Genomic DNA, 26,154 nt, shown 5'->3' on the forward strand with positions numbered 1-26,154 from the left:
TCCATGCCCGGCGTTGAACGCATAAAAGACCGCGCTTCTTCTGCTTCAAGCACTCCACAAACCCTTTTTCTTCAATTCTTCCATCTCGCGCGCCGCGCGTTCCCTTAGTCTTGCGTCGCGAAGCATTTTTTCGACAGCGGAATCATCCGCCCGGTCGGAATACCGGAACTCGCTGTCGGCATAGCGGTTTATCTCCTGCATGATCATGTCCATGTCGAACGGCCCGCGCAGTTCCTCGATCATGGCTTTCTTTTCATCGTAGGATTTGTGCATGAATGCTTCGGGCTTCTCGAACCATTCGTCGGGCAGGTCGATGTCCATCGCGCGCATCTTGATGGCGTCGGTGACGTTCTTGATCGCGCGTCCGGTAAAGCGCGGCTCGGCTTCCTTTATCATGTGCAGATAGGCGCCCACATCGGCCATCGTCTTTGGCTGGCCGTGGTCCTTGATGAAGCGGTCATAGACGTTCAGCAACCCATCCTCATGCGGCTTGGCGTGGCTTTCATAGGCGGTGTCCACCGCGCGCTTGATCTCCTGCGCGGCATAAAGCTCATGCTTGCCGAGTGGAATTTTGTGGTTCTTGCCCGCCAGCAGCACGAAAATGTCGATATAATCGGCTTCGCTCTGCGGACCATCCACCAGCCACCGCGCGCCCGCGCGTTGTCGCAGAGCGTCGTCCACATTTTCCGGATAGTTGGAAAACATGCCGAACGAGCAATTGCCGCGAATAACCGTGTTCGTGCCGGAAAACGCCGCCATCAGCACGCCGGTTATTTCGTGCTGACCGGCAGAGGCGCGGTCGTCGGAGCGCTTCGCCGCCACCTGATCCAGATCGTCAATCGTGCCGAAACCGATTGCGCGCGGGTTCAGCACATTGTCGATAAACGCCTTACAATTCTGGCCGGACTTGCCTTGATAAGACGAGATTTGGTCGACGCCGAAATTCTCATAATGGAAGGCATAGCCCGCCATCTGACAGTAGCCGTTGACCATGCCCGCGATCATCTGGATCAGCGTTGTCTTGCCGGTGCCGGGCGCGCCGTCGCCAATGAAGGTGAACAGGAAGCCGCCAAGCTCCACGAACGGGTTCATCTGCCGGTCGAAATCATAGGCCATCAGCATCTTGGCCAGCTTCAGCGACTGGTATTTCGCGATGTGATTGCCGACGACCTCTTCCGGCTTCTTGAACGTCATTTCGAGCGGCTTGGACTTCTTGCCTGGCGCAACGTCGAAACCGTCAATGTTGAAGTCGTCTTTTTCGATGCGGATATGCGCGTCTTCAAATGTGCCAAGCCCGTCGAACCGGCTCTTGCGCGCCAACAGGCCTTCCATCGCGACGCGGGCGAAAGCGCGGGCGCGCGTGGTCAGCGTCGCGTCGTCCTGCGAACCCGAAATTGCGCTATCCAGCCCGGCAATGAGCGATTTCACCGCATCTTGCGGCGTGTCGAAATTAAATTGTGGCTCGGCTATGTCGTTGGGCGACTCGCCGTCACTATCGATAAGCTGCAACAGATAGGACCCGAAAGTGAACGCTGCGACATAGGCCGATGCGGATAGCAGCTTATGAAAGCGGCTTGCGTCTTCACCTTCGAGCGGCGTGCGGGCGTTCTTCGCCTGCAATGATTCCAGATCGCTGGCGCGGGCATAGACATCGGCGACCGCCAGCGCAATCGCGATGCCGCGCCGCGCGCGAAAGAGCAGGGTGTGCTGGGCGATGTCCAGAAGCTGGTCGCCGGGCCGCACCGCCGCGACCGTCTTGGTCAGCTCCACTTCGCGCGACCGCCCGACCGATCCGGTCGAAACCGTCGAGACAAAGCGCCGGTTGGTTCCAGCCAGAGCCGTTCCCGACCGCCCGTCAGATTGTTCCAGCACCACGATGCGGGTGATGAAGCTCTGCGCTGTCGGCACATGCTTTTCAATATCCGCTTCGGGAATTGTCGTCAGGCCGGTGTCCATGCGGTCCTCGCTTTATGCATGCCCCCTCACCCTTACCCTCTCCCCGCAAGCAGGGAGTGGGGGAAATTGAGAAGGCGTGCCCATGATCCAGCAAAGCTGGAGCCCACGCCGAAGTGTTTCTGCCCCAACGATATTGTCCCCCTCTTCCTGTCCTTCACGGGGAGAGGGTAAGGGTGAGGGGCAGTGCTGAGCGCGGGTCCTTTTCCTACACATCGCTAATCACCTGTCCCTTGGACAGAACATGCACCTTGTATTCGGCGAAAATCTTCTGCGCTTCGCCTGCTGCATAAAGCGCCTGATACGCCTCATGCGGAACGAGCGCGTGCTTTTCATACGCAGACACGCCCTGCCGTGCAGCTTCCAGATCGTCGGTGTTGACGTAGAATTCCTGCGTCGCTTTCTCGCTCGACCACAGCCCGCGCTTGCCGGGGCGTTCAGCCTTTGAATAGACCTCCTGCACGGTCCAGGTCAGCAGCCAGGCGTTCTCCGGCTTGCGCACCTTCGACAGCACTTCGGAGACGGTCGAATTGTTCTCGGTGATGCCCGCCGAGTAAAACGGTCCCAGCACGAGCCGGCGAAGCTGCTTCGGGTGCAGTGTCGGAAAATCCTTGTCCAGATTGTTCGCAATCGTCGCTGGCGAGAGCGTATAGGCCGAGTTTTTTTCGGTGAACGCGTCAAACTGGTGCGCGAGTTCGGGGTTCAGTAGGCCCTCCACCGGCAGCGGAATTTTCACATCCTCATTGAGCTTGTTGTCGCTCGTCACAAGCTGCCGAACCAGTGCAGGGGAGGAGTCCTCGATTGTCGCCATGTAGATCAGCGGCAGATTGGCGGTGCCGTCAAAGCTTGCCCAATGGACCAGATAATAGGGACGACCATTGTTTGGGTTGACTGAAACTTTGGCCGTCTGCGCCAGCATGAATGGCCCGAAAATCTGGCCGTTGCGCACGTCTTCCAGATAGAGCCGTTCGGCCATGGTGCGTTGAAGCGCTGCCGGAAAATCCTTATGGCGCAAAATGAAATCCGCCATTTCGGCGCGCAACTCATCCGCCTGTGGGATTGCTGAAAGCCGCTCCTCTGCCTGCCGCCGATCGTTCTCCAGTTCCAGCACATGCTGGAAAACGGGAAAGCCGCTCTCTGCGCGCGAAATGCGAAACTTTTCGAGAAAGCCAAGCTGGTTGCGCCAGCAATCGAATGTGCGCTCCAGCTTGCCGATATATTCAGCGGCAACCTTGGTCACGAGATCATGCCGGTAGAGCGAAGACCGCTCATCGGACATGAATATCTCAAGCCCGGCGAGTGCCGCCGAAATCGCCGCGAAATATTGCGCGGCGGGTTCGTTATCCGGTTTCATGCGTCAGGTTCAGGCGCGAACGTAATCGGCAGTGTTGTGCTTGCGCAGAACCTCATCGAAGCGCCTTGCAAACGCATCGTCGGCCAGCTTTTTGCGCCGCTGAATGTCGGCGGTCGTCACCATGTTCTTTTCGTGCAGTTCCAGCAGATCGCCAATGTGCTTCTGCGCCGCCGCGCCAATGCCCGCCATCGTCTCTTCCGCGGTGTTGTCCACCTGCGAGCCAAGTGTGTTGATCTTGTGCGCGACGTCCTGCTGCGCTGCCGTCTTCAACGAATCTTCCAGTGCCTTATAGAGAACGATGCGCTGCTCGGTATCGATGGTCAGCTTGTTGATGAGCGTGTTCTGCGCTGCAATCTGGTTGTTCAGCGAGTCCACGAAGGTCTGGAACATGGAGGTGTAGCGCTCCAGTGTCTGGCTGGCGGCCAGCAATTCCTGCTCCTTGGCCTGCTTTTCATTATACTCCGTTGCCAGCTTGGAGCGCTCGCCCTCAAGGTGGGTGCGTTCCTTCTGGTTGGTGGAGGCGGCAATCTTGTTCTCGATGTCGAGCAGCAGCGGGTTCAATTCCATGATCCGCTTCTGCACGGCTTCCAGTTCCGCCATCGTCACCTTGCGGCGCTCGATAACCTGCGCCAGAGATGCCTCGGAGGTCTTGTAGCGCTGGTCGAGAATCTGCTTCTGGCCTTTCAGAATGCCGACAATCGTGTCCGACTTGGCGAGCAGTTCCTGCAGGTTGCCGGCCAGCGACATGTTGCGCACGCGCTCTGTCCGCATCCGCTGCTTCGAAGAGTCGGAGAATACGCCGACTACGCTTTCCCACGTCGTGTAGTTCTTCATGCTTTCGAACTCGGTGCCGAAAACATTGGTCGCGTCTTCCAGTCCGATAATCAGGTCGGCGATGTTGCTTTCCATCACCTTCTGTTGCTTCAGCACATCTTCAATGCGCGCATTTTCGATATCGAAATCGGCATTGCCGATCTTGGCGTCAGAGCGCGCCAGCTTGTCCAGCATGGTCGAAGACTGGTCGATCTTTGTGCGCATATCCTCGACAACACGCTTGGTCTTTTCGATTTCACTGTCGAAGTTCTGAAGCTCGGCCATGCGCACCCTCCTGGAGATGGTCGTCTATTGCGCGAATATAAGGGGCGCTGGTTGCGATTGGAAGAAGCAAGCCGTGAAATCGCAGCCATGCTTACCGCGTGGCGAAACCCAGGAAATCGTCAGGCTCCGTGCGGCCCATTTCTTCTTCCCAGTGGCGGCGGCAGAGCGAGACATAGGCTTCCTTGCCGATAGCAACCTGCGCGCCCTGCTTGGCAACTTTTCCATCGGGGCCCAGCCGCACGACCATCGTCGCTTTTCGCCCGCAGCGGCACACGGTTCGCACCTCGCGCAGTTCATCCGCGATTGCCAGCAGCGCCTTGGACCCGCTGAACAGCTTGCCCTGAAAATCGGTCCGCAACCCGTAGCACAAAACCGGGATGCCCAACCTGTCCGCGACACGCCCGAGTTGCCAGACCTGCTCGTCCTCCAGAAACTGCGCCTCGTCCACAAAAACCGCGTGTACCGTTTCGCGTGCGTGATGCTCGGCCACGCGAGCGAAAAGATCGTCGCCGTCGCGAAACATTTCCGCTTCGGCCTCAAGCCCGATGCGCGAGGAAATGTAGCCGCGCTCGCCCTTCTTATAGTGTCCCGCGATGAACAGCATCGCGTTCATTCCGCGCTCGCGATAGTTGTATGCGGCTTGCAGGAGCATGGTTGTCTTGCCCGCATCCATCGCCGCATAATGAAAATATAGCTTCGCCATTGCGTGCTTGTAGCCGTGCTGTTCGCCGATGGGGAGTCGCTGCCTCGATCGTCCACCGGAAAGCGCATCCGCGCGCCAATGTCGTGAATAGAGAAATCAGCGGCGCGTCCACGCATGTTGTTGCTTGCAAGCGCGCCAAAATGGTGTTTGGCTCGCGTCTAAGGGACAGTAAAAAAGATCCGGCGCGCAGCTGGGGCATCAATGGGAGAATACGTATGTCAGCTTTTAAATCGTTTGCATTGGCGTTGAGCCTTGCGAGCTTCGCGCTTTCGGGAACCGCTTACGCGGGCGATGCGGAGTCTTGTAAAAAAGTTCGTCTTTCCGATGTAGGCTGGACCGACATTCAGGCCACCACCGGTGTAGCCTACACGCTTCTTTCCGCGCTCGGTTATGAGCCGGAAGTAATCCAGCTTTCGGTTCCGGTCACGCTGGCCTCGCTCAAGAACAATGACCTCGACGTTTTCCTTGGCAACTGGATGCCGTCGATGACTAACGACATCAAGGATTACACGGCTGAAGGTTCGGTCGAAACGATCAGCCAGAATCTGGAAGGTGCGGGCTACGGCCTCGTGGTGCCGACCTATATGGCCGACGCTGGCGTCAAGACGCTTTCAGATCTCGCCAAGCCAGAGGTCAAGGAAAAGCTCGGCGGCAAGGTTTACGGCATCGAAGCCGGCAATGATGGTAACCGCATCATTCTCGATATGATCTCCAAGCCCGACAGCGGCCTGCATGGCTACGAGCTGGTGGAGTCGTCGGAAGCAGGCATGCTCACGCAGGCCGAAGCTTCGATGAAGGACAATCAGTGGATCGTCTTCCTCGGCTGGACGCCGCACCCGGTCATGGGTGAGATGAAGATCAGCTATCTCGACGGCATGGGCGATTCCGGTTTCGGTGCGGCCACGGTGCACACCAATGTCCGCAAAGGCTATCTCACGGAATGCCCGAATGTCGGCGGCTTCATCAAGAATTTGAAATTCGACCTGTCGATGGAAAACACCATGATGGATAGTATCCTGAAGGGTGGAAATGCCAACGACGTTGCGAAGGAATGGCTCAAGGGCCATCCGGATGTCGTTACGCCTTGGCTTCAGGGTGTAACCACCTTCGACGGCGGTGACGCCGCCGCTGCTGTCAAAGCGGCGCTGGAAGGCTGATGCAAGCGCTATGCGCTGAATAATTAAAAAAGGGCGGCCTCCCCGGAGGCTGCCTTTTTTGTTCCGATATCCGGCGAGACGAGGCTCGATAGCTGGCCTTACGAGAGGGAACCTATGGATCCGATTTCTGATTTTATTGCGGACAAGGCCTACAAGATTCCGGTAGGCGCTTGGGGCAAGGCGTTTTTTGAATTTCTTACGGATAATTTTGACGCCGTCCTTCGCGGCTTTTCCAATGGTCTGAATTTCCTTCTCGGCGGGGCGGTGGACATGCTGCTCTTGCTCCCGCCAATCGTGGTGGTGGCGCTCATCGCGCTGCTCGCATGGTATTTGCAGAAGTCAAAAGCGCTTGCCATCGGCGTGGCGCTCGGTCTGCTGTTCATCATCAATCAGGGCCTCTGGAAGCAGACCGTTCAAACTCTGGTTCTGGTCGTCGCTGCTTCTGCCGCTTCCATGGCGGTCGGTGTGCCGCTGGGTATCTGGGCTGCGCACAAGCCGAAGGTCTACAAGTTCATGCTGCCGGTGCTCGACCTGATGCAGACGCTGCCAACCTTCGTGTATCTGATCCCGGTTTTGACGCTGTTCGGCCTCGGCAACGCACCGGGTTTGATTGTGACGATCATCTTTGTCATTCCAACGGCGGTGCGCCTGACGCATCTGGGCATGACCAGCGTTCCCACGGCCATCATCGAGGCCGGTCAGGCGTTTGGCGCAACCAAGCGCCAATTGCTGTGGAAGGTGGAATTGCCCGCCGCCTTGCCCACCATCATGGCGGGGCTCACGCAGTGCATCATGCTTTCGCTGTCGATGGTCGTGTTCGCCGCGCTCATCGGCGCTGGCGGGCTTGGCACTGAAATCAACCGCGCGCTCGGGTCGCGCCGCATCGACCTTGGACTTGAGGCCGGTCTGGCGATCGTTGTTCTGGCCATCGTGCTCGATCGCATGACCCGTATTGGCGTTGGAGGCAAGAAATGACCGTCGCTGTCGATTTCAAAAATGTTGACATCATCTTCGGTGCCGAACCGGCGCGCGCGCTTGCGCTTGCGGAAAAGGGTGCAACCCGCGCTGAAATTCTGGAGCAGACCGGCAATGTGCTTGGCTGTGCTGGCGCAAACCTTACGGTGCATGAGGGTGAAATCTCTGTCCTCATGGGTCTGTCCGGTTCCGGCAAGTCCACGCTTCTGCGCGCGGTGAACCGGCTCAACACGGTTACGCGCGGGAATATCTTCGTCAAGGAAGGCAATCGCACCGTCGATGTTGCCAATTGCGACGAGGCTACTCTTCGCGAAATCCGGCAGAAGCAGGTCGCGATGGTGTTCCAGCAGTTCGGCCTGCTGCCGTGGCGCACGGTGGAAGAAAATGTCGGGCTGGGTTTGGAGCTTGCGGGCGTGCCGGAAGCCGAGCGCAAGGCCCGCGTTCAAAAGCAGCTGCAGCTTGTCGGTCTCGAGCAATGGGGTCGCAAATATGGGCATGAGCTTTCAGGCGGTATGCAGCAGCGCGTCGGCCTTGCGCGCGCCTTCGCGACCGAAGCGCCGATCCTTCTCATGGACGAGCCATTCTCCGCGCTCGATCCGCTGATCCGCACCAAATTGCAGGACGAACTTCTGGAGCTTCAGGCCCGGCTGAAAAAGACGATCATCTTCGTCAGCCACGATCTTGAGGAAGCGCTCAAGATCGGCAGCCACATCACCATCATGGAGGGTGGGCGCATCGTCCAGACCGGCGCGCCGGAAGATATCGTTCTCAAGCCTGCCAACGATTATGTGCGCGACTTCATCGCGAACGTTAACCCGTTATCCGTGCTGACAGCATGGAACGTCATGCGTTCGATGCATGAGCTTGAACCGGCGGGCAAGGACGGCTGGATTTGGCTCGACCGTCGCAAGACCACACGCTTCAAGATCGACAAGGATGGTCTCGTCACTGCAGCCGAACGCGACGGCAAGCCCGCATCATGGGTTTCGGTTGCTGATGTTGAGACGACGCCGGACGATGGCAGTCAGGTGTTCTGGGCTACGCCGGGAACATCGCTGAAAACGGTCATGCTCGCCATCCATCGGTCCAATACGGCTCCGGTTGCGCTGTTCGACGAGTCTTCGCGTTTCGTGGGCGCGATTGGCGTTCGCGACGTGCTGCAGGCCGTGCTGCGGCGGTAATACACTATTTGAGATTGTATACTGTGGTTCGATTCGCTTTGTGGGCGGTGGCATCGAAGGCCGCCCACCCGGAATCCAGAAAATAAATTGTATATTATGTCCCTTAATTAGAAATTCCTGTTTTAATTCGAGAAAAACTGTCGCAGTATGACACTGCCCTATATTTGCCCCATAGGACGCAGAAATCTGGAGGATCTATGTTTGCTGCATCCGTTCTCGCCAGTTGCGAGACCACTTCCTTTCAACCTGCCCTTACCACCGCGCCCCACAATTTTTATCCCACCGGGAAGTCAGAAGCAGTGAAAGACGCTGCCAACGACAACGCCGGTGCAGATGTGGGGTCGCTTTCTGGCCTTGTCGGTTTTGCAAGTGCTGTCGGCCATTCGCTGACATCCTGGATCTGGGCGAAGTGCAATGACCCAGACGTGGTTCAAGCAGCGCCCGAAACCGTGACCGACAGTTCATTCTGCCCAATGCAAATGTTTGAAATGCCCTTCGTGCTGAATATTTTTGCTCCCCTGGTGGATCAGGAAAATATGGTGCCTGCCTGACCCAATGGGATGCGCCTGAGGTGCTCAGCCTTGGTGCCATCCGTGTAGCGGAGGGCAGGATCGTTCCTCCGCTTACAGTTCAAGTCTTGATTCAACATCTTATTGTTTTGATTCAGCTAGCTGCTGAGTCGATTCAGGCCTGTTGTCCAAGTCATTGATTGCGTTGATGATCGCTGCAGTGGTCGGCAAGGCGTGAGTCATGCTTTTGCCACGTATTCTGAACATGTTGCGTTGTCACGCGCGGGAATACGCTTATGACGGATTCCGTTTCCAAACCAAAAACAAAGGTTCGGCCCAAGCTCGAAAGGCCGAAGCTTTATAAGGTCATTCTCCTTAACGATGACTACACGCCGCGCGAATTTGTCGTGCAGGTGCTCAAGGCTGAATTCCGTATCAATGAGGATCAGGCGCATCGCGTCATGATAACCGCACACCGTCGCGGCGTATGCGTCGTGGCGGTCTATGCGCGAGACATTGCGGAAACCAAGGCGACCAGAGCAACCGACGCGGGCAAGGCTGCAGGCTATCCGTTGATGTTCACTACCGAGCCGGAAGAATAGGCGCTACCGACCTTCGCGATACCACATCGCGCCGATGGCGAAGAGCAGCAGACCCAGACCGAGGAAGCCCGCAAACAGTGGCACGCGCGAGACAGAGCGCAGCACGCTGTCATTGGTCGCGCGCAGGCCGATCCAATCATTGCCGGAGGTCGTCGCGCCGGCGCGCACCGGCACGATGTTGGGCAATTCTATTGCGGAACCCAGCGAGGTAATTCCGCTCGCCGCAAGCCGTTGCACGCTGCCGCCGCTACGCAGCGCCACAGGCCGCAATGTTTCCTCGGTCGAGACGACATCTGCAAACTCAGGCGCATTCACCGGGCCGACATGGGCTAGCGCAGTCAGTTCGCCATTGGCAACCTGATACAGCCCGATCTCGTCCACCGTAGCGCTGCCGGTGAACACACCTGGCTCGGAACTCGACATCGGGATCGAAAGCCGCTTGCCGGATGGCGTGATGATCGCAGCCGGTCCGGGGTTATCGCTCATGGTCTGGCGGTTCACGCTCAGCGTCATGCCGCGTGAGTCCGCGGTCAAGCGTTCCTCTTCAAGCTCCGGTTCTTTCATCAGCCAGTGCGCCAGTCGGCGATAGAGCGAAACGTGTGGGCCGCCGCCCTCGAAGCCGCGCGCCCACAGCCAGCCTTGATCGGAAAGGAACATGCCGACGCGCCCTTCGCCCTTGCGCGAAAGCACCAGCAGCGGTTGCTCATTCGGCCCCTTCATCACCACTTCGCCTTCCGGTTTGTCGATGCCGATAAGGCGGAACCAGCGGCTCCATTTCGGCGGCTCCTGATCGGAGCCTTCCAGCCCGCGCGTAACGGGGTGACGTTTGCCAAGGTCGGTCAGACGCGGATAGAAACCTTGCTCGATCACATCGCCGGTCGGCAAGGCGGGCAGGGCAGACATTAGAGGCGTGTTGGCGATTGACGCCTCACCCGCATATTCCGGCCCCGCGGCGATCAGCAGTGCGCCGCCCTTCTCCACATATTCCGCGATGTAATCGTAATAGAGGATCGGCAGCACGTCGCGGTGCTGGTAGCGGTCGAAGATAATCAGGTCGAAATCGTTGATCCGCTCCACGAACAATTCACGCGTCGGGAAGGCGATCAGCGACAGTTCATTGATCGGCGTGCCGTCCTGCTTTTCCGGCGGGCGCAAGATCGTGAAGTGTACAAGATCGACCGACGCGTCGGATTTCAGCAGATTGCGCCATGTGCGCTCGCCCGCATGTGGTTCGCCTGACACCAGCAGCACGCGCAGGTTTTCGCGGATGCCGTCAATCAGCGCGACCGTGCGGTTGTTGGTGGTCGTCAATTCACCCTCGACCGGATCAATCGCCAGTTCCACAATGTTGCGACCGGCGGTCGGCAGCGTGATTTGCAGAGGCGTTTCCTGCCCGATGATTGCTCGCTCCGTATTCACGCGCTCGCCATTGATCGACACACGCACATCCACAGGCCCACTGGTACTGTTCGTCGCTATCACGCGGTAAGACAGATCGAGCGGCTTGCCGACAATGCCGAAGCGCGGCGAGCGCTCCAACCGGATGCGGCGGTCGAACTCGTTGGCCTGCCCGGTAATCAGCGCATGGACGGGCATATCAAGCGCGGTTGTCGCAGGGGGAATATCGTGGACCTGCCCGTCGGTGATCATGATCGCGCCCGCTACCCGCGAGGGCGGCACGTCCTGAAACGCATTGTCCAGCGCGCTGAACAAATGCGTCTCGGAGCGCTCGTCCACGGCGCCGGCCTGCGCTGCATCTACCGTTCGCACTTCAAACTGATTGAACCGCGCCAGACGGTCCTGCAATTCCTTCACCGCCTCGTCGGTCTGCGCCTTGCGCTGGCCGATATCCTGACTTTGGCTGCGGTCTACGATCAGCGCCACGACGCTTTTGAGCGGGTCGCGCTGTTCATCGAGCAGCACCGGGTTTGCCAGCGCCGCCGCCAGGGCCGCAAGCGCTGCCAGCCGCAGCCAGCCACCGCGTTGCCTCAGCCAGATGCCCACCAGTGCCAGCAGCAGAAGCGGAACCAGGATCAGCCCAAGCATGGGCCATGCAAGCAGGGGTTCCAGGGAGATGGTCCAGTTCATGTCACTGTCCCAGCCGTTCGAGCAGGGCGGGCACATGCACCTGATCGGATTTGTAATTGCCGGTCAGCATGTACATCACGATGTTCACGCCCGCCCGATAGGCATAAATGCGCTGCATCGGGTCGCCGGGAATGGTCGGCAGCATCGACGCGCCGCTGTCATCGACTGCCCAAGCGCCCGCGAAATCATTGCCGGTAATGAGAATGGGCGAAACCCCGTCGCCGGTGCGCACAGGCGCATTGTCCGGATTGCTGGCGTCAAGTGACGCCTCCACCCAGAGTGGGCTTCCGTCATAGCGGCCCGGAAACGACTTCAAGATGAAGAACGCTTTTGAAAGCACATGGTCTTCCGGTACAGGCTCCAGCGGCGGTACATTGAGATTTACCAGAATGTCGCGCAGCCGCTGGGTGGCCGGACTGGTTGAGCCATCCATCGGCGAGGAAAACTGGTCCCGCGTGTCGAACAGCACCGTGCCGCCTTCCTTCATATACGCGTCGATGCGGGCGATCGCCTCCTGCGAGGGCATCTGTGCATTGGCGTCAATCGGCCAATAAATCAGCGGATAAAAAGCAAGTTCGTCGCGGTTCAGGTCCACGCCGCGCGGCTCACCCGGCTCCAGCGCCGTCTTTTCGATCAGGAATTGCGAGAGCCCCGTCAGCCCTGCCTTGCTGATATTGTCCACCGAATTGTCGCCGGTAATCACATAGGCAAGGTGCGTTACTGACACCGCGTCTATCGCCGTCGCATCGTCCGGCTTGCTGTCCTGCGCGTGGGAAACATCCGGCGCGAAGGCGACCACGCAGGCCAAAATCATCGCCGCCGCGTTCGCTGCAGGGCGCGCATTTTGCCAGCGCAGCCGACCCGCCATCCACAGCACAATCAGCCCGTCGATCAGGAAAAACAGCAGCGCTGCCAGCAGTAACGGCCCTTTGAGATCGGTTGATTGGTCTTCCGCATAGCGTTCGGTCAGCATTGGCACCGAAACTTGCGGGCGCACGATTGGCGTCAGCTTCGCATCGGCGTCAAGCAGATTGTGCGCGACGAGCCCTTCTTCCGTACCATAGAGGCCGGGCGGATTGTCGATGGAGACCGGCGCGATTTTCTTGCCCGTTTCGAGCGGGCGCGCCTCGCCGTCTGGCGGCACAAGCTGCCCATCGGCGGAAATCAGGCGGAACGGCGCAAGCCGCGCACTTTCAGCAGAGCTTTCGCCGGTTGCGACCGCACCCTGGTTGCGCGAGAGCTGCACGATTCGACGCATCATTTCCACGAAAGTGCCAGAAATCGGCAGGTTTGACCATGTTGCCTGTGGCGTCACGTGGAACAGAACGACGATGCCTTTGCCGCGGCGGTCGCCGGTCACAAGCGGCGTGCCGTCGGCCAGCGTTGCCCAGGTGTGGTCGATCAGGTCTGGCGTCGGCTCGGCCAGAATCTGCCGCGAGACGGTCACTTCCGATGGCGGCGTCAGATCTGCGAACGGTCCGGTCGGCGGAAATTCGGTTACGGGCTGCGGCTCGGTCCATGAAAGTGCGCCGCCCAATTGCCGTTCACCAGCGCGCAGCGTCACCGGCAGCAGATCGGCGTCGTTGCCAGCTTGCAGCAAGGTCGAGCTTGCAAACCGCACCAGAGTGCCGCCATCGCGAAGCCATTTCAGCAGGGCAGGGCGCACGGCCTCCGGCACCACGCCGACATCAGCCATCACGATAATTGCGGGCTTCTGGTTCAAAACCTCGGTCATGGCCTGACCGATTTCAGGATTTTGCGGCTCCACAATATCGGCGAACGGCTCCAGCGCGCGCCGCAGATAATAGGTCGGCGAAAGCAGCAGGCGCGAATCGTCCAGCGGCGATTGGGACAGCAGACCGACGCGGCGGCGCTTGTCCGTGTTGTCCAGCACACGTATGCCTGCGGCATGGCGCTCGCCATCCAGCACGATGGACGCAAAATCATTGCGCAACTCGAACGGCACCACGATTTCGCCGGTCCCGCTCGTCTCGCCGGGGCCGAAGGTGATCGTCGCATCACCGATCCGCCGGCCCTTATTGTCCAGCGCGCCCGCCGTCACAATGCGCGGCGCGATGGTTCCGACAGCGCGCGCAACCGTGATCGAAAAGCGGTCGATCTCATTGTTCGCGGCCGTCATGGCCAGCATTGGCAGGCTGTCCGGCTGCACCCAAACGAGATTGGCAGGCTTTTGCTCCAGCAGTTTCGCGAAAGAGTCAGGATCGTTTTCGCCCGCCAGCCCATCGGTAAGCATGGCAATACTCGCGCCCGGATGCTTGGCAAGTTCGTCACCCACGCGCGCCATTGTGTCAGGCCGGTTCGTTGGCAGCGGCCGCGGCTTCATCGCGGCGAGCCGGTCGCGCGCTTCGCCAGCCGTAAACGGACCAATCTCCTGGTTCGGTTTTTCCGCAGTAAACGCCAGCATGATCGGCGTTTCGTTCGCCTCAGCATCATTGATAAGCCGCTGCGCAGTCGCGACGCGCATCTGCCAGTCACTTGCGCTCGACCAGCCATTGTCCATCACAATCGCCAGCAGGTTGCCATTGGCGGGCAGGCGCTCGCGCGGGTTCAGCACCGGGTCGGCAATCGCAAACACGATCAGCGCCGCCATTGCGAGGCGCAGCAGCGTCAGCCACCACGGGCTTTTGCTCGGCGTTTCCTCACGTTTCGCAACGCGCGCCAAAATCTTGAGCGGCGGGAATATTTCCACCAACGGCTTGGGCGGCGTCAGCCGCAGCAGCCACCAGATAACGGGCAGCGCAAGCAACCCCCATAAGACCGCCGGTACGCCGAATGAAAGCGGCAACCAACTCATCGCGTGCCGCCTGCTGCGTTTTCAACCGACATCGCCATATGCACGCGCACCAGCGCTTCGGATGCCAGCCGGTCGGTGTGGTTCACCGTATAGCTCCAGCCCCTGCGCCGCGCCCAAGTTGCGAGCGCTTCGCGTCGTGCAAGATAAAGCGCGCGATAGTCGTCTTTCAGCTGCTCTGCCCGACCGAACGTCAATTTCTGGCCCGTTTCAGGATCTTGAAACTCGGTTCGCCCCGTATAGGGAAAATTCTCCTCCGCCGGGTCCGCGACTTCGATCAGATGCGCACGCACGCCGCGCAGCGCCACAGGTTCCAACCACGCCAGCGTTTCTTCCACTGGGTCGAGAAAATCGCTCACCAGCACCATTTCCGAGAAGCGCCGCACAACGGTCAAATCAGGCCGCAGCGGCAATTCTCCTGCATGGATCAGGTGCGATGCGAGCCTTTCGGCTCCGTTGCGCGCAATGAACGGGTCGGTCAGGCCCGGCCACGCAATGCGCTCGCCGCTGCGCGAGAGCAATTCAGCCATCGCCATCGCCAACACCAGCGCACGCGATTCCTTGGAGACGGTCGCCGTGCCCGATTTGTAGAGCATGGAGGGCGATGGATCGGCCCAGATCCACACCGTATGCGCGGCCTCCCACTCCTTGTCGCGAACATAGATATGTTCGTCGCGCGCCGAGCGCCGCCAGTCGATACGCGATTGCGCCTCGCCTTCCACATAGTGCCGGAACTGCCAGAAATTCTCGCCAATGCCGCGCTTTTTGCGGCCATGCCAGCCCGCAATCACCGTGTTGACGAGGCGTTGCGCCTCCATCAGCAGGTCCGGCACGAGTGAGGCGCGAAGCCGCCCCCGTGCCAGCGCGTCGCGCGTCGCAACCGGGGTCTGGACTTGTCCGATTGGCATCAGAGCGCTTTCACCAGCCTTGCGATTTCGTCGCGGACGGACATGCCTTCAGCGCGGGCCGCGAAGGTCAACGCCATGCGATGTTGCAGCACCGGCTCTGCCAAGGCGCGCACATCGTCGACGGAAGGCGCCAGCCGCCCGTCATAGAGCGCGCGGGCGCGGGCGCAGAGCGTCAGCGCCTGACTGGCGCGCGGCCCCGGACCCCAGGCGATATTCTTGTCAGCTTCCGCGCCGCCCTGACCCGGACGCGCCGAACGCACCAGCGCAAGGATTGCCTCCACGACGCTCTCGGGCACAGGCATCCGCCGAATGAGATGCTGAATCTCTTTCAGCCGCTCCGGCGTGGTGACATTGCTTGCAACAGAATCACTTACGCCCGTTGTCTCAAGCAAAATGCGACGCTCCGCATCGAGTTCGGGATAGGGCACGTCCACCTGCATCAGGAAGCGGTCGAGCTGTGCTTCCGGCAGCGGGTAGGTGCCTTCCTGCTCCAGCGGGTTCTGTGTTGCCAGCACGTGAAACGGTCGCGGCAGATCATGCCGCGCGCCTGCAACCGTCACATGATATTCCTGCATGGCCTGCAAAAGAGCGGATTGCGTGCGCGGGCTGGCGCGGTTGATTTCGTCTGCCATCAGCAATTGCGCGAAGATTGGCCCCGGCACGAAGCGGAACGAGCGACGGCCCGATTCGTCCTGATCCATCACTTCGGAGCCAAGAATATCGGACGGCATCAGGTCGGGCGTGAACTGAACGCGCCGCGAATCCATGCCCAGCACCGTGCCCAGCGTTTCTACCAGCTTTGTCTTGGCAAGACCGGGCACACCGACCAGCAGCGTGTGGCCGCCAGCAAGAATCGCGACCAGCGTGCGCTCCACAACGCTTTCCTGCCCGAAAATCACCTTGCCGACGCCATCGCGGATGCGGGCGATCGCAGCAAGAGCCTTATCGGCCTCGGCAACCATTTCGGCATCGCTGATCGGCGTTTCTTTCACGTAGACGCTCATTTGAACCCCTTGATGCCTGCGGTGTTATATAGTTCCAGAGTAGCGCATGTCGGTGACGCTTGTCGGAGAATATTTCAACAAGTCTGACTGACAATCGGAACAAGAGTGACTATTTCGTGACGATGAACAGGAAGAACCCATCCCCGCAAGGCGAGCTTGCCGCCGCATCAGACAGCAAAGGGCTGGAGGCGCTGATTTCGCGCGCGGCCCGTGCCGGCAAGGGCTTGCCCCCCGTAGATCGTTGGAATCCGCCGTTTTGCGGCGATCTGGACATGGAAATCCGTGCTGACGGAACATGGTTTTATCTGGGTACGCCAATCGGTCGCCAGCCGCTCGTTCAACTTTTCTCGACCGTGCTGCGAAAGGACGCCGATGGCGATACTTATCTCGTCACGCCCGTCGAAAAAGTGCGCATTCGCGTGGTCGATGCGCCGTTTGTCGCTGTCGAGATGAATGCGGATGGCGAAGGCGAAGCGCAGGTCATAACCTTTCGCACCAATGTCGGCGATGTCGTGGAAGCCGGTGCGGAACATCCCATCCGCTTTGTCGATGAGCCGGAAACGGGCGGGCTGAAGCCCTATGTCCTTATTCGCGGCGCGCTTGAGGCGCTTGTTTCGCGTCCGGTCATGTATGAACTCGTGTCGTACGGAGAAGAAATCGAGATCGATGGCACGGCGATGTTCGCGGTGCGCTCACATGGCGAGGTTTTTCCTATAATGCCCGCCGACCAGCTCCACCGCCTGAGTGCATGATGCAGCCTGCAACAAAACAGCTTTATTCCATCGAGGATTTTCGCCGCCGTGTGGCGGGCAATTCGTGCGATGTGGATCATCTGGGATATGGCGATCATCGCTGGAACCCCGGCCATCCGCGACTGCATGAAATGCACGGCGCAAAGTTGCGGGATGCGGCGGTGCTCGTGCCTGTGGTTGACCGACCCGGCGAGGCGACGGTCATTCTCACAAAGCGCAATGAAGCGCTGCGCAATCACTCCGGTCAGGTGGCGTTTCCGGGCGGGCGCATAGACTCCACGGACGCTAGCGCTGAAGACGCCGCCATGCGCGAAGCCGACGAGGAAATCGGCCTACAGCCGCATGAGGTCGAGATAATCGCTCGAATGCCGGATTATGTTTCGGGCAGCGGTTATCGCATTGCGCCGGTCATTGGCATTGTGCGGCCCGGCTTCGTGCTCACCATCAATCATGATGAGGTCGAAACGGTTTTCGAGGTGCCGCTCGGCTTTCTGATGGACCCGACCAACCATACGCAGAACAGCCGCGAATGGAACGGTCTGGAATGGGCGTTTTTCGATATGCCCTATGGTGGTCAGCGCATTTGGGGCGTAACCGCAGGCATTATTCGCAGCATTTACGAAAGATATTACGCATGAGCGGGACGGCCTCCATAGCAGAGCGCGCGCCGTGGCTGGCAAATCCGGCCTTGCAGAAACTCCTGGCCGTGCTCTCGCAAAATGGCGAGGAAGCGCGCATTGCAGGCGGTGCCGTGCGCAATGCGCTGCTGGGCGATCCCGTTGCAGATGTTGACATCGCCACCACGAATTTGCCGGATGAAACGATCCGCTGCGCTTCTGCCGCGGGGTTCAAAACCGTTCCAACCGGCATCGAGCATGGCACGATTACCGTCATTGTCGAGGGCTCGGCCTATGAAGTAACCACCTTGCGCGACGATGTGGAAACGGATGGGCGGCACGCCGTCGTGCATTTCGGACGCGACTGGAAACGTGACGCCGAGCGCCGCGATTTCACGATCAACGCGCTCTATGTGGAAGCAGACGGCACGGTCATTGATCTGGTGGGCGGACTGGCCGACATCGAAGCGCGCCGCCTGCGGTTCATTGGCGATGCGGAAAAGCGCATTCGCGAGGACTATCTGCGCATATTGCGCTTTTTCCGCTTTTTCGCGTGGTATGGCAGCGGGCGACCCGACGCCGATGGCCTGAAAGCCTGCGCCCGCCTGAAAGACGGCTTGGAGCGGCTTTCTGCGGAGCGTGTCTGGAGCGAGTTGAAAAAGCTTCTTGGCGCGCCGGACCCATCGCGCGCATTGCTCTGGATGCGCCAGTCTGGCGTGCTCAGCAAAATCCTGCCGGAAAGCGAGAAATGGGGCATTGATGCCATCCATCCCCTTGTTTCCACCGAGAAAGAGCTTGGCTGGACCGCCGACCCGTTGTTGCGGCTGGAAGCAATCGTGCCGCCGGATGCCCCGCGTATGAAGTCGCTGGCCGAACGGTTGCGGTTGTCCACACGCGAGTCTGACCGGCTGGTCAATTGGGCTGCAGAAGCGCAGACCGCCGCCGATACGAGCGATCTCGCCTTGCGCAAGCGGCTCTATTTCGGCGAACCGGAAGGTGTTGCGGACCGGCTGCGGCTGAGCCTTGCGTCAGCCCACGCGAAAGCGGTTTCTGATGATGCAGCGCTCAAAGATGCTGCCGGTTTTTCGCGGCAGTTGAAAATAGCTGAAGCGTGGAAAAAGCCCGAATTGCCGGTCAAAGGCAATGATCTGATTGCGCTTGGGCTGGAAACCGGACCTCAGTTGGGCAAGGCATTGCGCAGTCTGGAAGAAGTCTGGGCCGATTCAGGATTTGTGCTGAACCGTCAGGCTCTGCTTGAAAAAGCCAAGGCGCTCCCGGCGATTCAGGAGCGCCCGTAAAAAGGCGAATTAAGCGGCGTCGCGTACGCGATCAACGCGCGAACGGATTGCCTCGACCATGGTTTCGCGGATCGTCGTTTCGCCATGCGTTTCACGCATGTGATCGACAGCGCGGCGGATCACCTCCGCCTCATCTTGGTGCCGCGTATGCCATTCGCAGCCTGGGACGAGCGAACCACAATGAAATTCCTTCATTTTTTCCTCCTTATGGTTTCGCGGTGGGCAAGAATAACACAGATGGGCACTTTTGGTTGCCATAATATGACGGGTTATCGTTTATTTGCTCAGGCCCCCCAAAAATATAAGACCCCCGGAGTTAACCGGGGGTCCTTCAGACCCAAAGCCATCAGCACCCGCCCCAAAAATCCCGGTGCAATGGCGCTTCCGTTCCTATTTCACGCGGGTAACGGATTCTACCATTTTTTTCTGGCCGGTCTTGTCCCATGCGACTCTGACTTTTTCACCGGCTTTCAGGCTTGAGGTCTTGAACTTGTGCGGTAGCGAATAGACTGACCCGTTGCTGAGTGTCAGCGTCATTGCCTTGGCATCAATCTCCTTGATGGTGCCGGTTGAATGATGAGAGGCACCTGCAAATGCCGAACCAGCCAGAAAGCACGATGCGGCGGCCGTAAGGATTATTTTGCGCATGGGAAGAATTCCTTGCTTCAGGCGGCACCGGGAAGGATTGCGCCGCCGAATTGAACCGTCTGGTCACGTCGCGTCGCGGCTCATCAAGCCGCCGGCGTTTCCCGGTTCGCTAACAGAAATAACCCTTTCATTTCAAATGCATATTAGACTAAAAAGAAATCTCCCGGCGATTTGCGAGCCACAATCTTCGCCACAATGAGGCCGTTTGGCCCCAATTTGGGCAGCGCCGAACATGACATAAATTTCATGTTGCTCAGGGCCAGCGCACCAGCGGCGGCAGGCTGGAAAGTATAGACGCAACGTTTCCGCCGGTTTTCAGGCCGAAAATCGTACCCCGGTCATAGAGAAGGTTGAACTCGACATAGCGCCCACGGCGAACAAGCTGTTCTTCGCGATCTGCTTCCGTCCAGGGCTTCCGGGCGTTGGCATGGACAATTCGCGGATAGATCGACAAAAATGATTCGCCGACCTCTTTGACGAATGCGAAATCCGCATCCCAGCCGCCTTTTGAATCGTCGGAGTGCTGGTAGTCGAAGAAAATGCCACCGATTCCACGGGGCTCATTGCGGTGGGGCAGAAAGAAATAGCGGTCGCACCAATCCTTGAAATGCGGGTAATCGGCAACAGCATGTGCGTTGCAGGGCTGTTCCATTGCAGCATGAAACGCCAATGAATCCGCATCATCCTGCGTTCGGCGACGGTTCAGCATAGGCGTCAGGTCAGCCCCGCCACCAAACCACCAGTGCGAGGTCACGACCATTCGCGTGTTCATATGGACGGTCGGCACCTCTGGACTAACTGGATGAATAATAAGGGAAATTCCGCTCGCCCAAAAACGTGGATCTTCGTTTGCGCCCGGAATCTGGTTGCGGAATTCCGGTGAGAATTCGCCATGAACAGTCGAAACATGGACGCCCGCCTTCTCAAAAACGCGACCATGAAGAAGGGACATGACGCCACCGCCGCCTTTGCCCTCATCGCGCTGCCATGAGGTACGCTCGAACCTTCCGGCGGGTTGGGCAGCATCGCCATACTGATCTTCCAGCGATTCCAATTCTGCGCAGATTCGATCACGCAAGGCGGCGAACCAAAGCGCGGCGGTTTCCTTCTTGGCTTCCATATCGGAGGGAATACCAGCCAGAATATCCTTACGATCCAATGATTTGGCTCCTTGTGTCGGCATTTGCGAAAAGACTCGCAATCGCTGCCGACGATCCCTAATCTGATAGACGTGTGGGTCAAGGAGTTCTTTTTTGCGAACGCCAGTAAGGCCACCGCTGGACGGTCTCAAACGACGTCTGGCGGAAAGCCGGGAAAAGACCGGCGGCAGACGCAACGACGGTTTCGTGCGCGAGACCTTTGTGCTGCCGAGAACGGCTGCCCGAATGAAGGCCAGAGAGTGGTTCGATCGCTGGCCGAAGCAAGCCTATTGGACCGAAATCGAAAGCTGGCTTGAGCGGCCAGATGATGTGATAGAATTTACGATCCGTCGGCTTCCGGTTGCCGATTAGCGGAAAAATACGCCCGTAAAACTGCCGAAATTTTTGCAAAATGCGCGTTTTGAGACGGAATACGCCCGTATAATCTGAATTATACGGCCGTATTCTGGTTTTTAGTGGCCCTCAAACGCCACGAGCGTGCGCACGTCCACGTCAAGCGCTTCCAGCTTTTTACGTCCGCCAAGGTCTGGCAGATCGATCACGAAGCACGCGGCGACGATATCGGCACCCATCTGCCGAAGCAGCTTCACAGCACCCTCGGCTGTACCGCCAGTTGCAATCAAATCATCAACGAGAATTACTTTTTCACCGGGACTAACAGCATCCCGGTGCATTTCCATTTCATCCACGCCATATTCGAGGCTGTAGGCCACGCGGACGGTGTCATGGGGCAGTTTGCCCTTCTTGCGGATGGGCACGAACCCGGCAGATAGTTGATGCGCAATCGCACCGCCAAGGATAAAGCCACGGGCCTCGATTCCGGCGATCTTGTCGATTTTGGACCCCGCGTAAGGGTGAACCAACTCATCCACAGCACGGCGGAACGCACGGGCGTTTCCGAGCAGAGTGGTGATGTCCCTGAACAATATTCCGGGCTTCGGATAATCCGGAATGGTGCGGATTGTGGTGAGCAGGGTATCTTCAACGGATTGCTTCATGGGCTGACCTTAGATGCAATCAGGGCTGTACGCCAAGCGCCGGGAATGGAATTTTCAACGTTGGAAACGAAAACAGTGTCATGTCCCGCTCAGAACGACTGCTCGACCTGATCCAGATTTTGCGCCGACACAGGCGACCAGTATCCGGGCAGGCGCTTGCTGCGGAGATCGGCGTCAGCATCCGCACGCTTTATCGCGACATTGCTACGCTTCAAGGGCAGGGGGCCGGTATCGAAGGCGAGCCGGGCGTCGGCTATGTGCTGCGACCTGGGTTCATGCTGCCGCCGCTGATGTTTACGGAAGATGAAATCGAGGCGATAGCGCTTGGGCTGCGCTGGGTCGGCAAGCGGGCAGATCAACGATTGGGAAGTGCTGCGCGCAACGCCGTTGCCAAGATCGGAGCCGTATTGCCAGACGATTTAAGGCGCGACATGGAAAATTCAGCGCTGTTGGTAGGGCCAGGAGCAAGGCTGCAAGAAGGAACGGCGGACCTGAGCATTATTCGCGGCGCAATCCGCAAGGAGCGCAAGCTGAAAATTGCCTACCGTACCGAAGGCGGGAAGGTGACCGAGCGGGTGATCTGGCCATATGCGCTGGCGTTTTTCGACCAGGTTCGCGTGGTGGCCGGTTGGTGCGAGCTGAGGGGCGATTATCGGCATTTTCGCGTGGATCGCATCGAACGGCTGCAGGAAAGCGACGAGCGCTCACCCCGCCGTCGTTTGGATATGCTGAGGGAGTGGAGGGCGCGCGAAGGGATCAACATCGATGCGTGATGATACTGCCATAAACTGGCAGTAGGGCGACGTATGGTCGTGGCATTGGAAATCACGGAGATACCCATGACCATCGCACCTAACATGCTGCTGCTCTATGTCGAAAACGTCGAGAAAAGCGCGGAATTTTATAGTGATCTGTTTGGGACCAAGCCAGTCGACGCGACGCACGGCTTCGCAATGTTTGTGCTCGGCAACTTGCGGCTCGGGCTATGGCTGCGGCCAGCCGTCGAACCGGCCGCGACCGTCACCGGCGGCGGCGGCGAGCTGGCCATCGCAGTTGGTTCGGCCGAAGAGGTTGGCAAGATTGCGCGCGACTGGAACGCAAAAGGTGTTTCCATTGCTCAGGAGCCAACCGATATGGATTTCGGGCATACGTTTGTTGCGCTGGACCCGGACGGCCATCGAATCCGCGTGTTCCAGCCAGCGCCGACGGAATAGCTCCGGGCGTTCGCCTCTGCCCGTTTACGGAAAGAAGATATCGGCGGGCAAGTGAGGGGCAGCGCAATTGCTGCAAGGTGGGTTCCGCCCCTCATCCGACCCTTCGGGCCACCTTCTCCCCGTGAACGGGGAAAAGTAAGTGAACGCCATCGTTGGTTTCAATTCCAAACGTTGTAAAGTGCTTGAGGCGTAGAAGCTGCCGCCAGCCGGATGAGGGCGAGCCGCCGCGTGAAGTGCGCAGGTGGCAGAATAGCAAAAGGCCCGCCATTGGCGGGCCTTTTGCATTCAGGAAGCGATGAGCTCAGTGCTCGACGTTCGACCAAACCTTGCGCTTGGTGAGATACACCAGCACGCCGAACAACAGCAGGAACGTCATGACGCTGAAGCCGGTCTGTTTGCGCTCTTCCATGTGCGGCTCAGCCGCCCACATCAGGAACGCAGCGATGTCATGGGCGTACTGATCGACGGTCTGCGGTGAGCCGTCATCATACGTCACCTGACCGTCGCTCAGCGGCGGAGCCATCGCCAGCGATTTGCCATTGATGAAATATGGATTGTAATGCGTACCCTCGGCGATCTCCATGCCTTCCGGCGGGGTCTGATCGTAGCCGGTCAGCAGCGAGTAGATGTAATCCGGCCCGCCTTCAGCGTACTGTGTGAAGATGTCGACCACGAATTGCGGGAAGCCGCGCGTCACGCCACGGGCTTTTGCCAGCAGCGACATGTCAGGAGGAGCCGCACCGCCATTGGCAGCAGCGGCTGCCTGATCGTTGGGGAATGGCGACGGGAAATAGTCCGACGGCTTGCCCGGACGATCGAACATTTCGCCATCATCGTTCGGGCCATCCTGAACGGTGTACTCAGCCGCAAAAGCCTTTACCTGAGCTTCGTTGTAGCCAAGTTCTTCGAGCATGCGGAATGGCACCAGATGCATCGAGTGGCAGGCCGAGCAGACTTCCTTGTACACTTTCAGGCCGCGCTGAAGCTGCGCCTTGTCGTACGTACCGAACGGACCCGCGAACGACCATGACTGCTCGCGCGGAGCCTTGATCGGAAAGTGGGTCGGCTCGGCTTCGTGATTGGCCGCATGGGTTGCTTCCTGAGCAAAGGCGGTGGAGCCTGCGAAAAGGAAGCTCAGTGCTGCCAGACCGTGGAGAACTTTCTTCATGATATCCCTCTGCAAGTCCTGAGCGGTCAGCCTTTGGTTTCCGGCGCGGCGGTTGCGCCTGCCGGGTGGGCGTGAGCGCCCTTATTCTTGGCAAGCACTGCCTCGGTGATGGAATTCGGCAATTGCTTCGGCGTCTCGAACAGGCCGAGCAGCGGCATGATGACGAGGAAGAATGCGAAATAATACAGCGTTGAAGCCTGCATCGCCGGGATATACCAGCCTTCCGCGGGCTTGGAACCAAGCCAGCCGAGGAACACCGCGTTTATCCCGAAGATCCAGAAGAAGAGCTTGTACCACGGACGATACACCGCCGAGCGAACCTTCGAAGTGTCGAGCCACGGCACGAAGAACAGCACCGCGATGGCGCCGAACATTGCAAGCACACCGCCGAGCTTCGAGTCGATTGGCCCGATGTTGAACGTGATGGCGCGCAGGATGGCGTAGAACGGCAGGAAGTACCATTCAGGAACGATGTGCGCCGGCGTCTTCAGCGAGTTGAACTGCGTGTAGTTATCCGGGTGACCGAGATAGTTCGGAATGTAGAAGATGAAGTAGGCAAACACGGCCAGGAACACGATCATGCCAAACGCGTCCTTGACGGTCGCATAGGGCGTGAAGGGCAGGGTGTCGGTCTTCGACTTGATTTCGATGCCGGTCGGGTTGGTCTGGCCGACAACATGCAGCGCCCAGACGTGCAGCACGACAACGCCCGCGATTACGAATGGCAGGAGGTAGTGCAGCGAGAAGAAGTGCGTCAGCGTCGGGTTGTCCACCGAAAAGCCGCCGAGCAGCAGCTGCTGGAGCCACGTGCCGACGAGCGGAATGGCGGTGAAGAAGCCGGTGATAACGGTTGCACCCCAGCCGGACATCTGACCCCAAGGCAGAACGTAGCCCATGAAGCCCGTCGCCATCATCAACAGGTAGATGATGCAGCCGAGAATCCACAGCAACTCACGCGGCGCCTTGTAGGAGCCGTAATAGAGACCGCGGAAAATATGGAGATAGACGGCAATGAAGAAGAAGGATGCGCCGTTTGCGTGCATATAGCGCAGCAGCCAGCCCCAATTCACATCGCGCATGATCTTTTCGACCGACACGAAGGCGAGGCTGGTGTCGGATGCATAATGCATTACCAGCACGACGCCGGTTATGATCTGTACGACCAGCATGATCGCAAGAATGCCGCCGAACGTGTAGGCATAGTTGAGGTTACGCGGCACCGGAAAGGCAACGAATGAATCGTATACCAGGCGCGGCAATGGCATGCGCGCGTCTATCCAGCGCTCAATCCCAGTCTTGGGCGTATAGGTCGAGTGTCCACCGCTCATAAAATTATCCCCCGGACCTTAGCCGATTCTGATTTTGGTGTCGGAGATGAAAGAATAAACCGGCACTTCGAGGTTCATCGGAGCGGGGCCTTTGCGAATGCGTCCCGCGGTGTCGTAGTGCGAACCGTGGCACGGGCAGAACCAGCCACCGAAATCGCCTTGCTGACCGAGCGGCACGCAACCCAGATGGGTGCAGACGCCAACCATGACAATCCAGTTTTCTTTATCCTTGCCGGCGGAGCGATCCACATCCGTTGCCGGCGCGTCCGAAGGCAGATTGCCGTTGCGTGCAATCGGGTCCTTGAGGTCCGCCATCGGCGTGTCCTGTGCGGCCTTGATCTCTTCCGGCGTACGATTGCGGACGAAAACCGGTTTGCCGCGCCATTTCACAACCAGCGAAGAGCCAGCCTGGAGCGAACCAACCTCAACTTCGATCGATGATTGCGCCAAAGTGGAAGCATCCGGCCGCATCTGGTCGATAAACGGCCATGCGGCGGCTGCCGTACCGACTACTGCGGCGGTGCCTGTTGCTACGTATAAAAAGTCGCGTCTTGTGACGTCCGAATGATCGGTGGCGCTCAAGGGGTCTGTCCTTCTGCCTCTTCCTCGCCGTCGGCAGAGCTTTGT

The 26,154-nt window shown here is 58.9% G+C and carries 26 protein-coding genes; 11 read left to right on the top strand and 15 right to left on the bottom strand.

The annotated features are described in order from the left end of the window. Positions 1 to 45 precede the first annotated feature (45 nt). From DY251_RS10710 to DY251_RS10725, 4 genes are all read right to left on the bottom strand, one after another. Positions 46 to 1,956, bottom strand: a complete 1,911-nt coding sequence (locus DY251_RS10710) for an AAA family ATPase (RefSeq protein ID WP_116623896.1) — start codon at positions 1,954 to 1,956, stop codon at positions 46 to 48. Positions 1,957 to 2,161: 205 nt separating this feature from the next. After that, entirely contained in the window at positions 2,162 to 3,307 is a 1,146-nt protein-coding gene (locus DY251_RS10715; protein ID WP_116623897.1) for a hypothetical protein, read from the bottom strand. A gap of 9 nt (positions 3,308 to 3,316) precedes the next feature. Then, the gene (locus tag DY251_RS10720; RefSeq protein ID WP_116623898.1) at positions 3,317 to 4,405 is read right to left on the bottom strand and encodes a hypothetical protein; all 1,089 of its coding nucleotides are present in this window, start codon (positions 4,403 to 4,405) and stop codon (positions 3,317 to 3,319) included. Positions 4,406 to 4,496: 91 nt separating this feature from the next. Next, a complete protein-coding gene (locus DY251_RS10725; protein WP_116623899.1) occupies positions 4,497 to 5,108 on the bottom strand; it encodes a thymidine kinase in 612 nt (203 codons plus the stop codon). Positions 5,109 to 5,323: 215 nt separating this feature from the next. On the opposite strand from DY251_RS10725, the gene choX reads away from it, so the two are divergent. The 5 genes from choX (at position 5,324) to clpS (ending at position 9,532) form a co-directional block, all read left to right on the top strand. Further along, positions 5,324 to 6,265 (top strand): choline ABC transporter substrate-binding protein, encoded by a 942-nt coding sequence (gene choX, locus DY251_RS10730; RefSeq protein WP_116623900.1) that lies wholly within the window; start codon positions 5,324 to 5,326, stop codon positions 6,263 to 6,265. Between the two features lie 114 nt (positions 6,266 to 6,379). Beyond that, positions 6,380 to 7,240 (top strand): choline ABC transporter permease subunit, encoded by an 861-nt coding sequence (choW, locus tag DY251_RS10735; protein ID WP_116623901.1) that lies wholly within the window; start codon positions 6,380 to 6,382, stop codon positions 7,238 to 7,240. Next, positions 7,237 to 8,421, top strand: a complete 1,185-nt coding sequence (gene choV / locus DY251_RS10740; protein WP_116623902.1) for a choline ABC transporter ATP-binding protein — start codon at positions 7,237 to 7,239, stop codon at positions 8,419 to 8,421. The genes choW and choV overlap by 4 nt, the downstream gene beginning before the upstream one ends. 197 nt (positions 8,422 to 8,618) lie before the next feature. Next, positions 8,619 to 8,972, top strand: a complete 354-nt coding sequence (locus DY251_RS10745; RefSeq protein ID WP_116623903.1) for a hypothetical protein — start codon at positions 8,619 to 8,621, stop codon at positions 8,970 to 8,972. Positions 8,973 to 9,226: 254 nt separating this feature from the next. Next, positions 9,227 to 9,532, top strand: a complete 306-nt coding sequence (clpS, locus tag DY251_RS10750) for an ATP-dependent Clp protease adapter ClpS (protein WP_116623904.1) — start codon at positions 9,227 to 9,229, stop codon at positions 9,530 to 9,532. A gap of 3 nt (positions 9,533 to 9,535) precedes the next feature. Here clpS and DY251_RS10755 read toward each other — a convergent pair whose 3' ends face one another. From DY251_RS10755 to DY251_RS10770, 4 genes are read right to left on the bottom strand one after another with little or no spacing between them, the layout of a single operon-like run. After that, a complete protein-coding gene (locus tag DY251_RS10755; RefSeq protein ID WP_116623905.1) occupies positions 9,536 to 11,620 on the bottom strand; it encodes a glutamine amidotransferase in 2,085 nt (694 codons plus the stop codon). A gap of 1 nt (position 11,621) precedes the next feature. Then, positions 11,622 to 14,435: a DUF4159 domain-containing protein gene (locus tag DY251_RS10760; protein ID WP_116623906.1), complete on the bottom strand. Its 2,814-nt coding sequence runs from the start codon at positions 14,433 to 14,435 to the stop codon at positions 11,622 to 11,624. Further along, the gene (locus DY251_RS10765) at positions 14,432 to 15,343 is read right to left on the bottom strand and encodes a DUF58 domain-containing protein (protein WP_170971346.1); all 912 of its coding nucleotides are present in this window, start codon (positions 15,341 to 15,343) and stop codon (positions 14,432 to 14,434) included. The genes DY251_RS10760 and DY251_RS10765 overlap by 4 nt, the downstream gene beginning before the upstream one ends. After that, entirely contained in the window at positions 15,340 to 16,344 is a 1,005-nt protein-coding gene (locus DY251_RS10770; RefSeq protein WP_116623908.1) for an AAA family ATPase, read from the bottom strand. Before DY251_RS10770 ends, DY251_RS10765 begins: the two co-directional genes overlap by 4 nt. A gap of 122 nt (positions 16,345 to 16,466) precedes the next feature. Here DY251_RS10770 and DY251_RS10775 point away from each other — a divergent pair, with 122 nt between their 5' ends. The 3 genes from DY251_RS10775 to DY251_RS10785 are packed head-to-tail and all read left to right on the top strand — an operon-like array spanning position 16,467 to position 19,011. Further along, a complete protein-coding gene (locus DY251_RS10775; RefSeq protein ID WP_116623909.1) occupies positions 16,467 to 17,096 on the top strand; it encodes a DUF1285 domain-containing protein in 630 nt (209 codons plus the stop codon). Next, positions 17,093 to 17,734, top strand: a complete 642-nt coding sequence (locus DY251_RS10780; RefSeq protein ID WP_425373292.1) for a CoA pyrophosphatase — start codon at positions 17,093 to 17,095, stop codon at positions 17,732 to 17,734. Before DY251_RS10775 ends, DY251_RS10780 begins: the two co-directional genes overlap by 4 nt. Beyond that, complete coding sequence (locus DY251_RS10785; RefSeq protein WP_116623910.1) at positions 17,731 to 19,011, top strand: CCA tRNA nucleotidyltransferase; 1,281 nt, start codon at positions 17,731 to 17,733, stop codon at positions 19,009 to 19,011. Before DY251_RS10780 ends, DY251_RS10785 begins: the two co-directional genes overlap by 4 nt. 9 nt (positions 19,012 to 19,020) lie before the next feature. Here DY251_RS10785 and DY251_RS10790 read toward each other — a convergent pair whose 3' ends face one another. The 3 genes from DY251_RS10790 to hemF all read right to left on the bottom strand — a co-directional run bounded on the left by DY251_RS10790 (position 19,021) and on the right by hemF (position 20,818). Beyond that, positions 19,021 to 19,206 carry a DUF1059 domain-containing protein gene (locus DY251_RS10790; RefSeq protein ID WP_116623911.1) on the bottom strand — a complete coding sequence of 62 codons (186 nt, stop codon included), beginning with the start codon at positions 19,204 to 19,206 and terminating at the stop codon, positions 19,021 to 19,023. A 195-nt stretch (positions 19,207 to 19,401) separates the two neighbouring features. Then, positions 19,402 to 19,659: a DUF1344 domain-containing protein gene (locus DY251_RS10795; protein ID WP_116623912.1), complete on the bottom strand. Its 258-nt coding sequence runs from the start codon at positions 19,657 to 19,659 to the stop codon at positions 19,402 to 19,404. Positions 19,660 to 19,912: 253 nt separating this feature from the next. Next, on the bottom strand, positions 19,913 to 20,818 hold the full coding sequence (gene hemF, locus DY251_RS10800; protein WP_116623913.1) for an oxygen-dependent coproporphyrinogen oxidase: 906 nt from the start codon (positions 20,816 to 20,818) through the stop codon (positions 19,913 to 19,915). A 94-nt stretch (positions 20,819 to 20,912) separates the two neighbouring features. Here hemF and DY251_RS10805 point away from each other — a divergent pair, with 94 nt between their 5' ends. Continuing rightward, the gene (locus tag DY251_RS10805) at positions 20,913 to 21,170 is read left to right on the top strand and encodes a hypothetical protein (RefSeq protein WP_116623914.1); all 258 of its coding nucleotides are present in this window, start codon (positions 20,913 to 20,915) and stop codon (positions 21,168 to 21,170) included. Between the two features lie 101 nt (positions 21,171 to 21,271). Here DY251_RS10805 and DY251_RS10810 read toward each other — a convergent pair whose 3' ends face one another. Further along, a complete protein-coding gene (locus tag DY251_RS10810; RefSeq protein ID WP_116623915.1) occupies positions 21,272 to 21,817 on the bottom strand; it encodes an adenine phosphoribosyltransferase in 546 nt (181 codons plus the stop codon). Positions 21,818 to 21,897: 80 nt separating this feature from the next. On the opposite strand from DY251_RS10810, the gene DY251_RS10815 reads away from it, so the two are divergent. Next, positions 21,898 to 22,590, top strand: coding sequence for a helix-turn-helix transcriptional regulator (locus tag DY251_RS10815; RefSeq protein ID WP_116623916.1), 693 nt, complete (start codon positions 21,898 to 21,900; stop codon positions 22,588 to 22,590). Positions 22,591 to 22,656: 66 nt separating this feature from the next. Beyond that, positions 22,657 to 23,031 carry a VOC family protein gene (locus DY251_RS10820; protein WP_116624051.1) on the top strand — a complete coding sequence of 125 codons (375 nt, stop codon included), beginning with the start codon at positions 22,657 to 22,659 and terminating at the stop codon, positions 23,029 to 23,031. Positions 23,032 to 23,332: 301 nt separating this feature from the next. Here DY251_RS10820 and DY251_RS10825 read toward each other — a convergent pair whose 3' ends face one another. Genes DY251_RS10825 through petA form a run of 3 tightly spaced genes read right to left on the bottom strand, consistent with a single transcriptional unit; the run spans position 23,333 to position 26,109 of the window. After that, on the bottom strand, positions 23,333 to 24,199 hold the full coding sequence (locus DY251_RS10825) for a cytochrome c1 (RefSeq protein WP_116623917.1): 867 nt from the start codon (positions 24,197 to 24,199) through the stop codon (positions 23,333 to 23,335). A 26-nt stretch (positions 24,200 to 24,225) separates the two neighbouring features. Beyond that, on the bottom strand, positions 24,226 to 25,527 hold the full coding sequence (locus DY251_RS10830; protein WP_116623918.1) for a cytochrome b: 1,302 nt from the start codon (positions 25,525 to 25,527) through the stop codon (positions 24,226 to 24,228). An 18-nt stretch (positions 25,528 to 25,545) separates the two neighbouring features. Continuing rightward, on the bottom strand, positions 25,546 to 26,109 hold the full coding sequence (gene petA / locus DY251_RS10835) for a ubiquinol-cytochrome c reductase iron-sulfur subunit (RefSeq protein WP_116623919.1): 564 nt from the start codon (positions 26,107 to 26,109) through the stop codon (positions 25,546 to 25,548). Positions 26,110 to 26,154: the final 45 nt, after the last annotated feature.

It is taken from the genome of Mesorhizobium denitrificans (genome assembly GCF_003403035.1).
Classification (GTDB): Bacteria; Pseudomonadota; Alphaproteobacteria; order Rhizobiales; family Rhizobiaceae; genus Mesorhizobium_G; species Mesorhizobium_G denitrificans.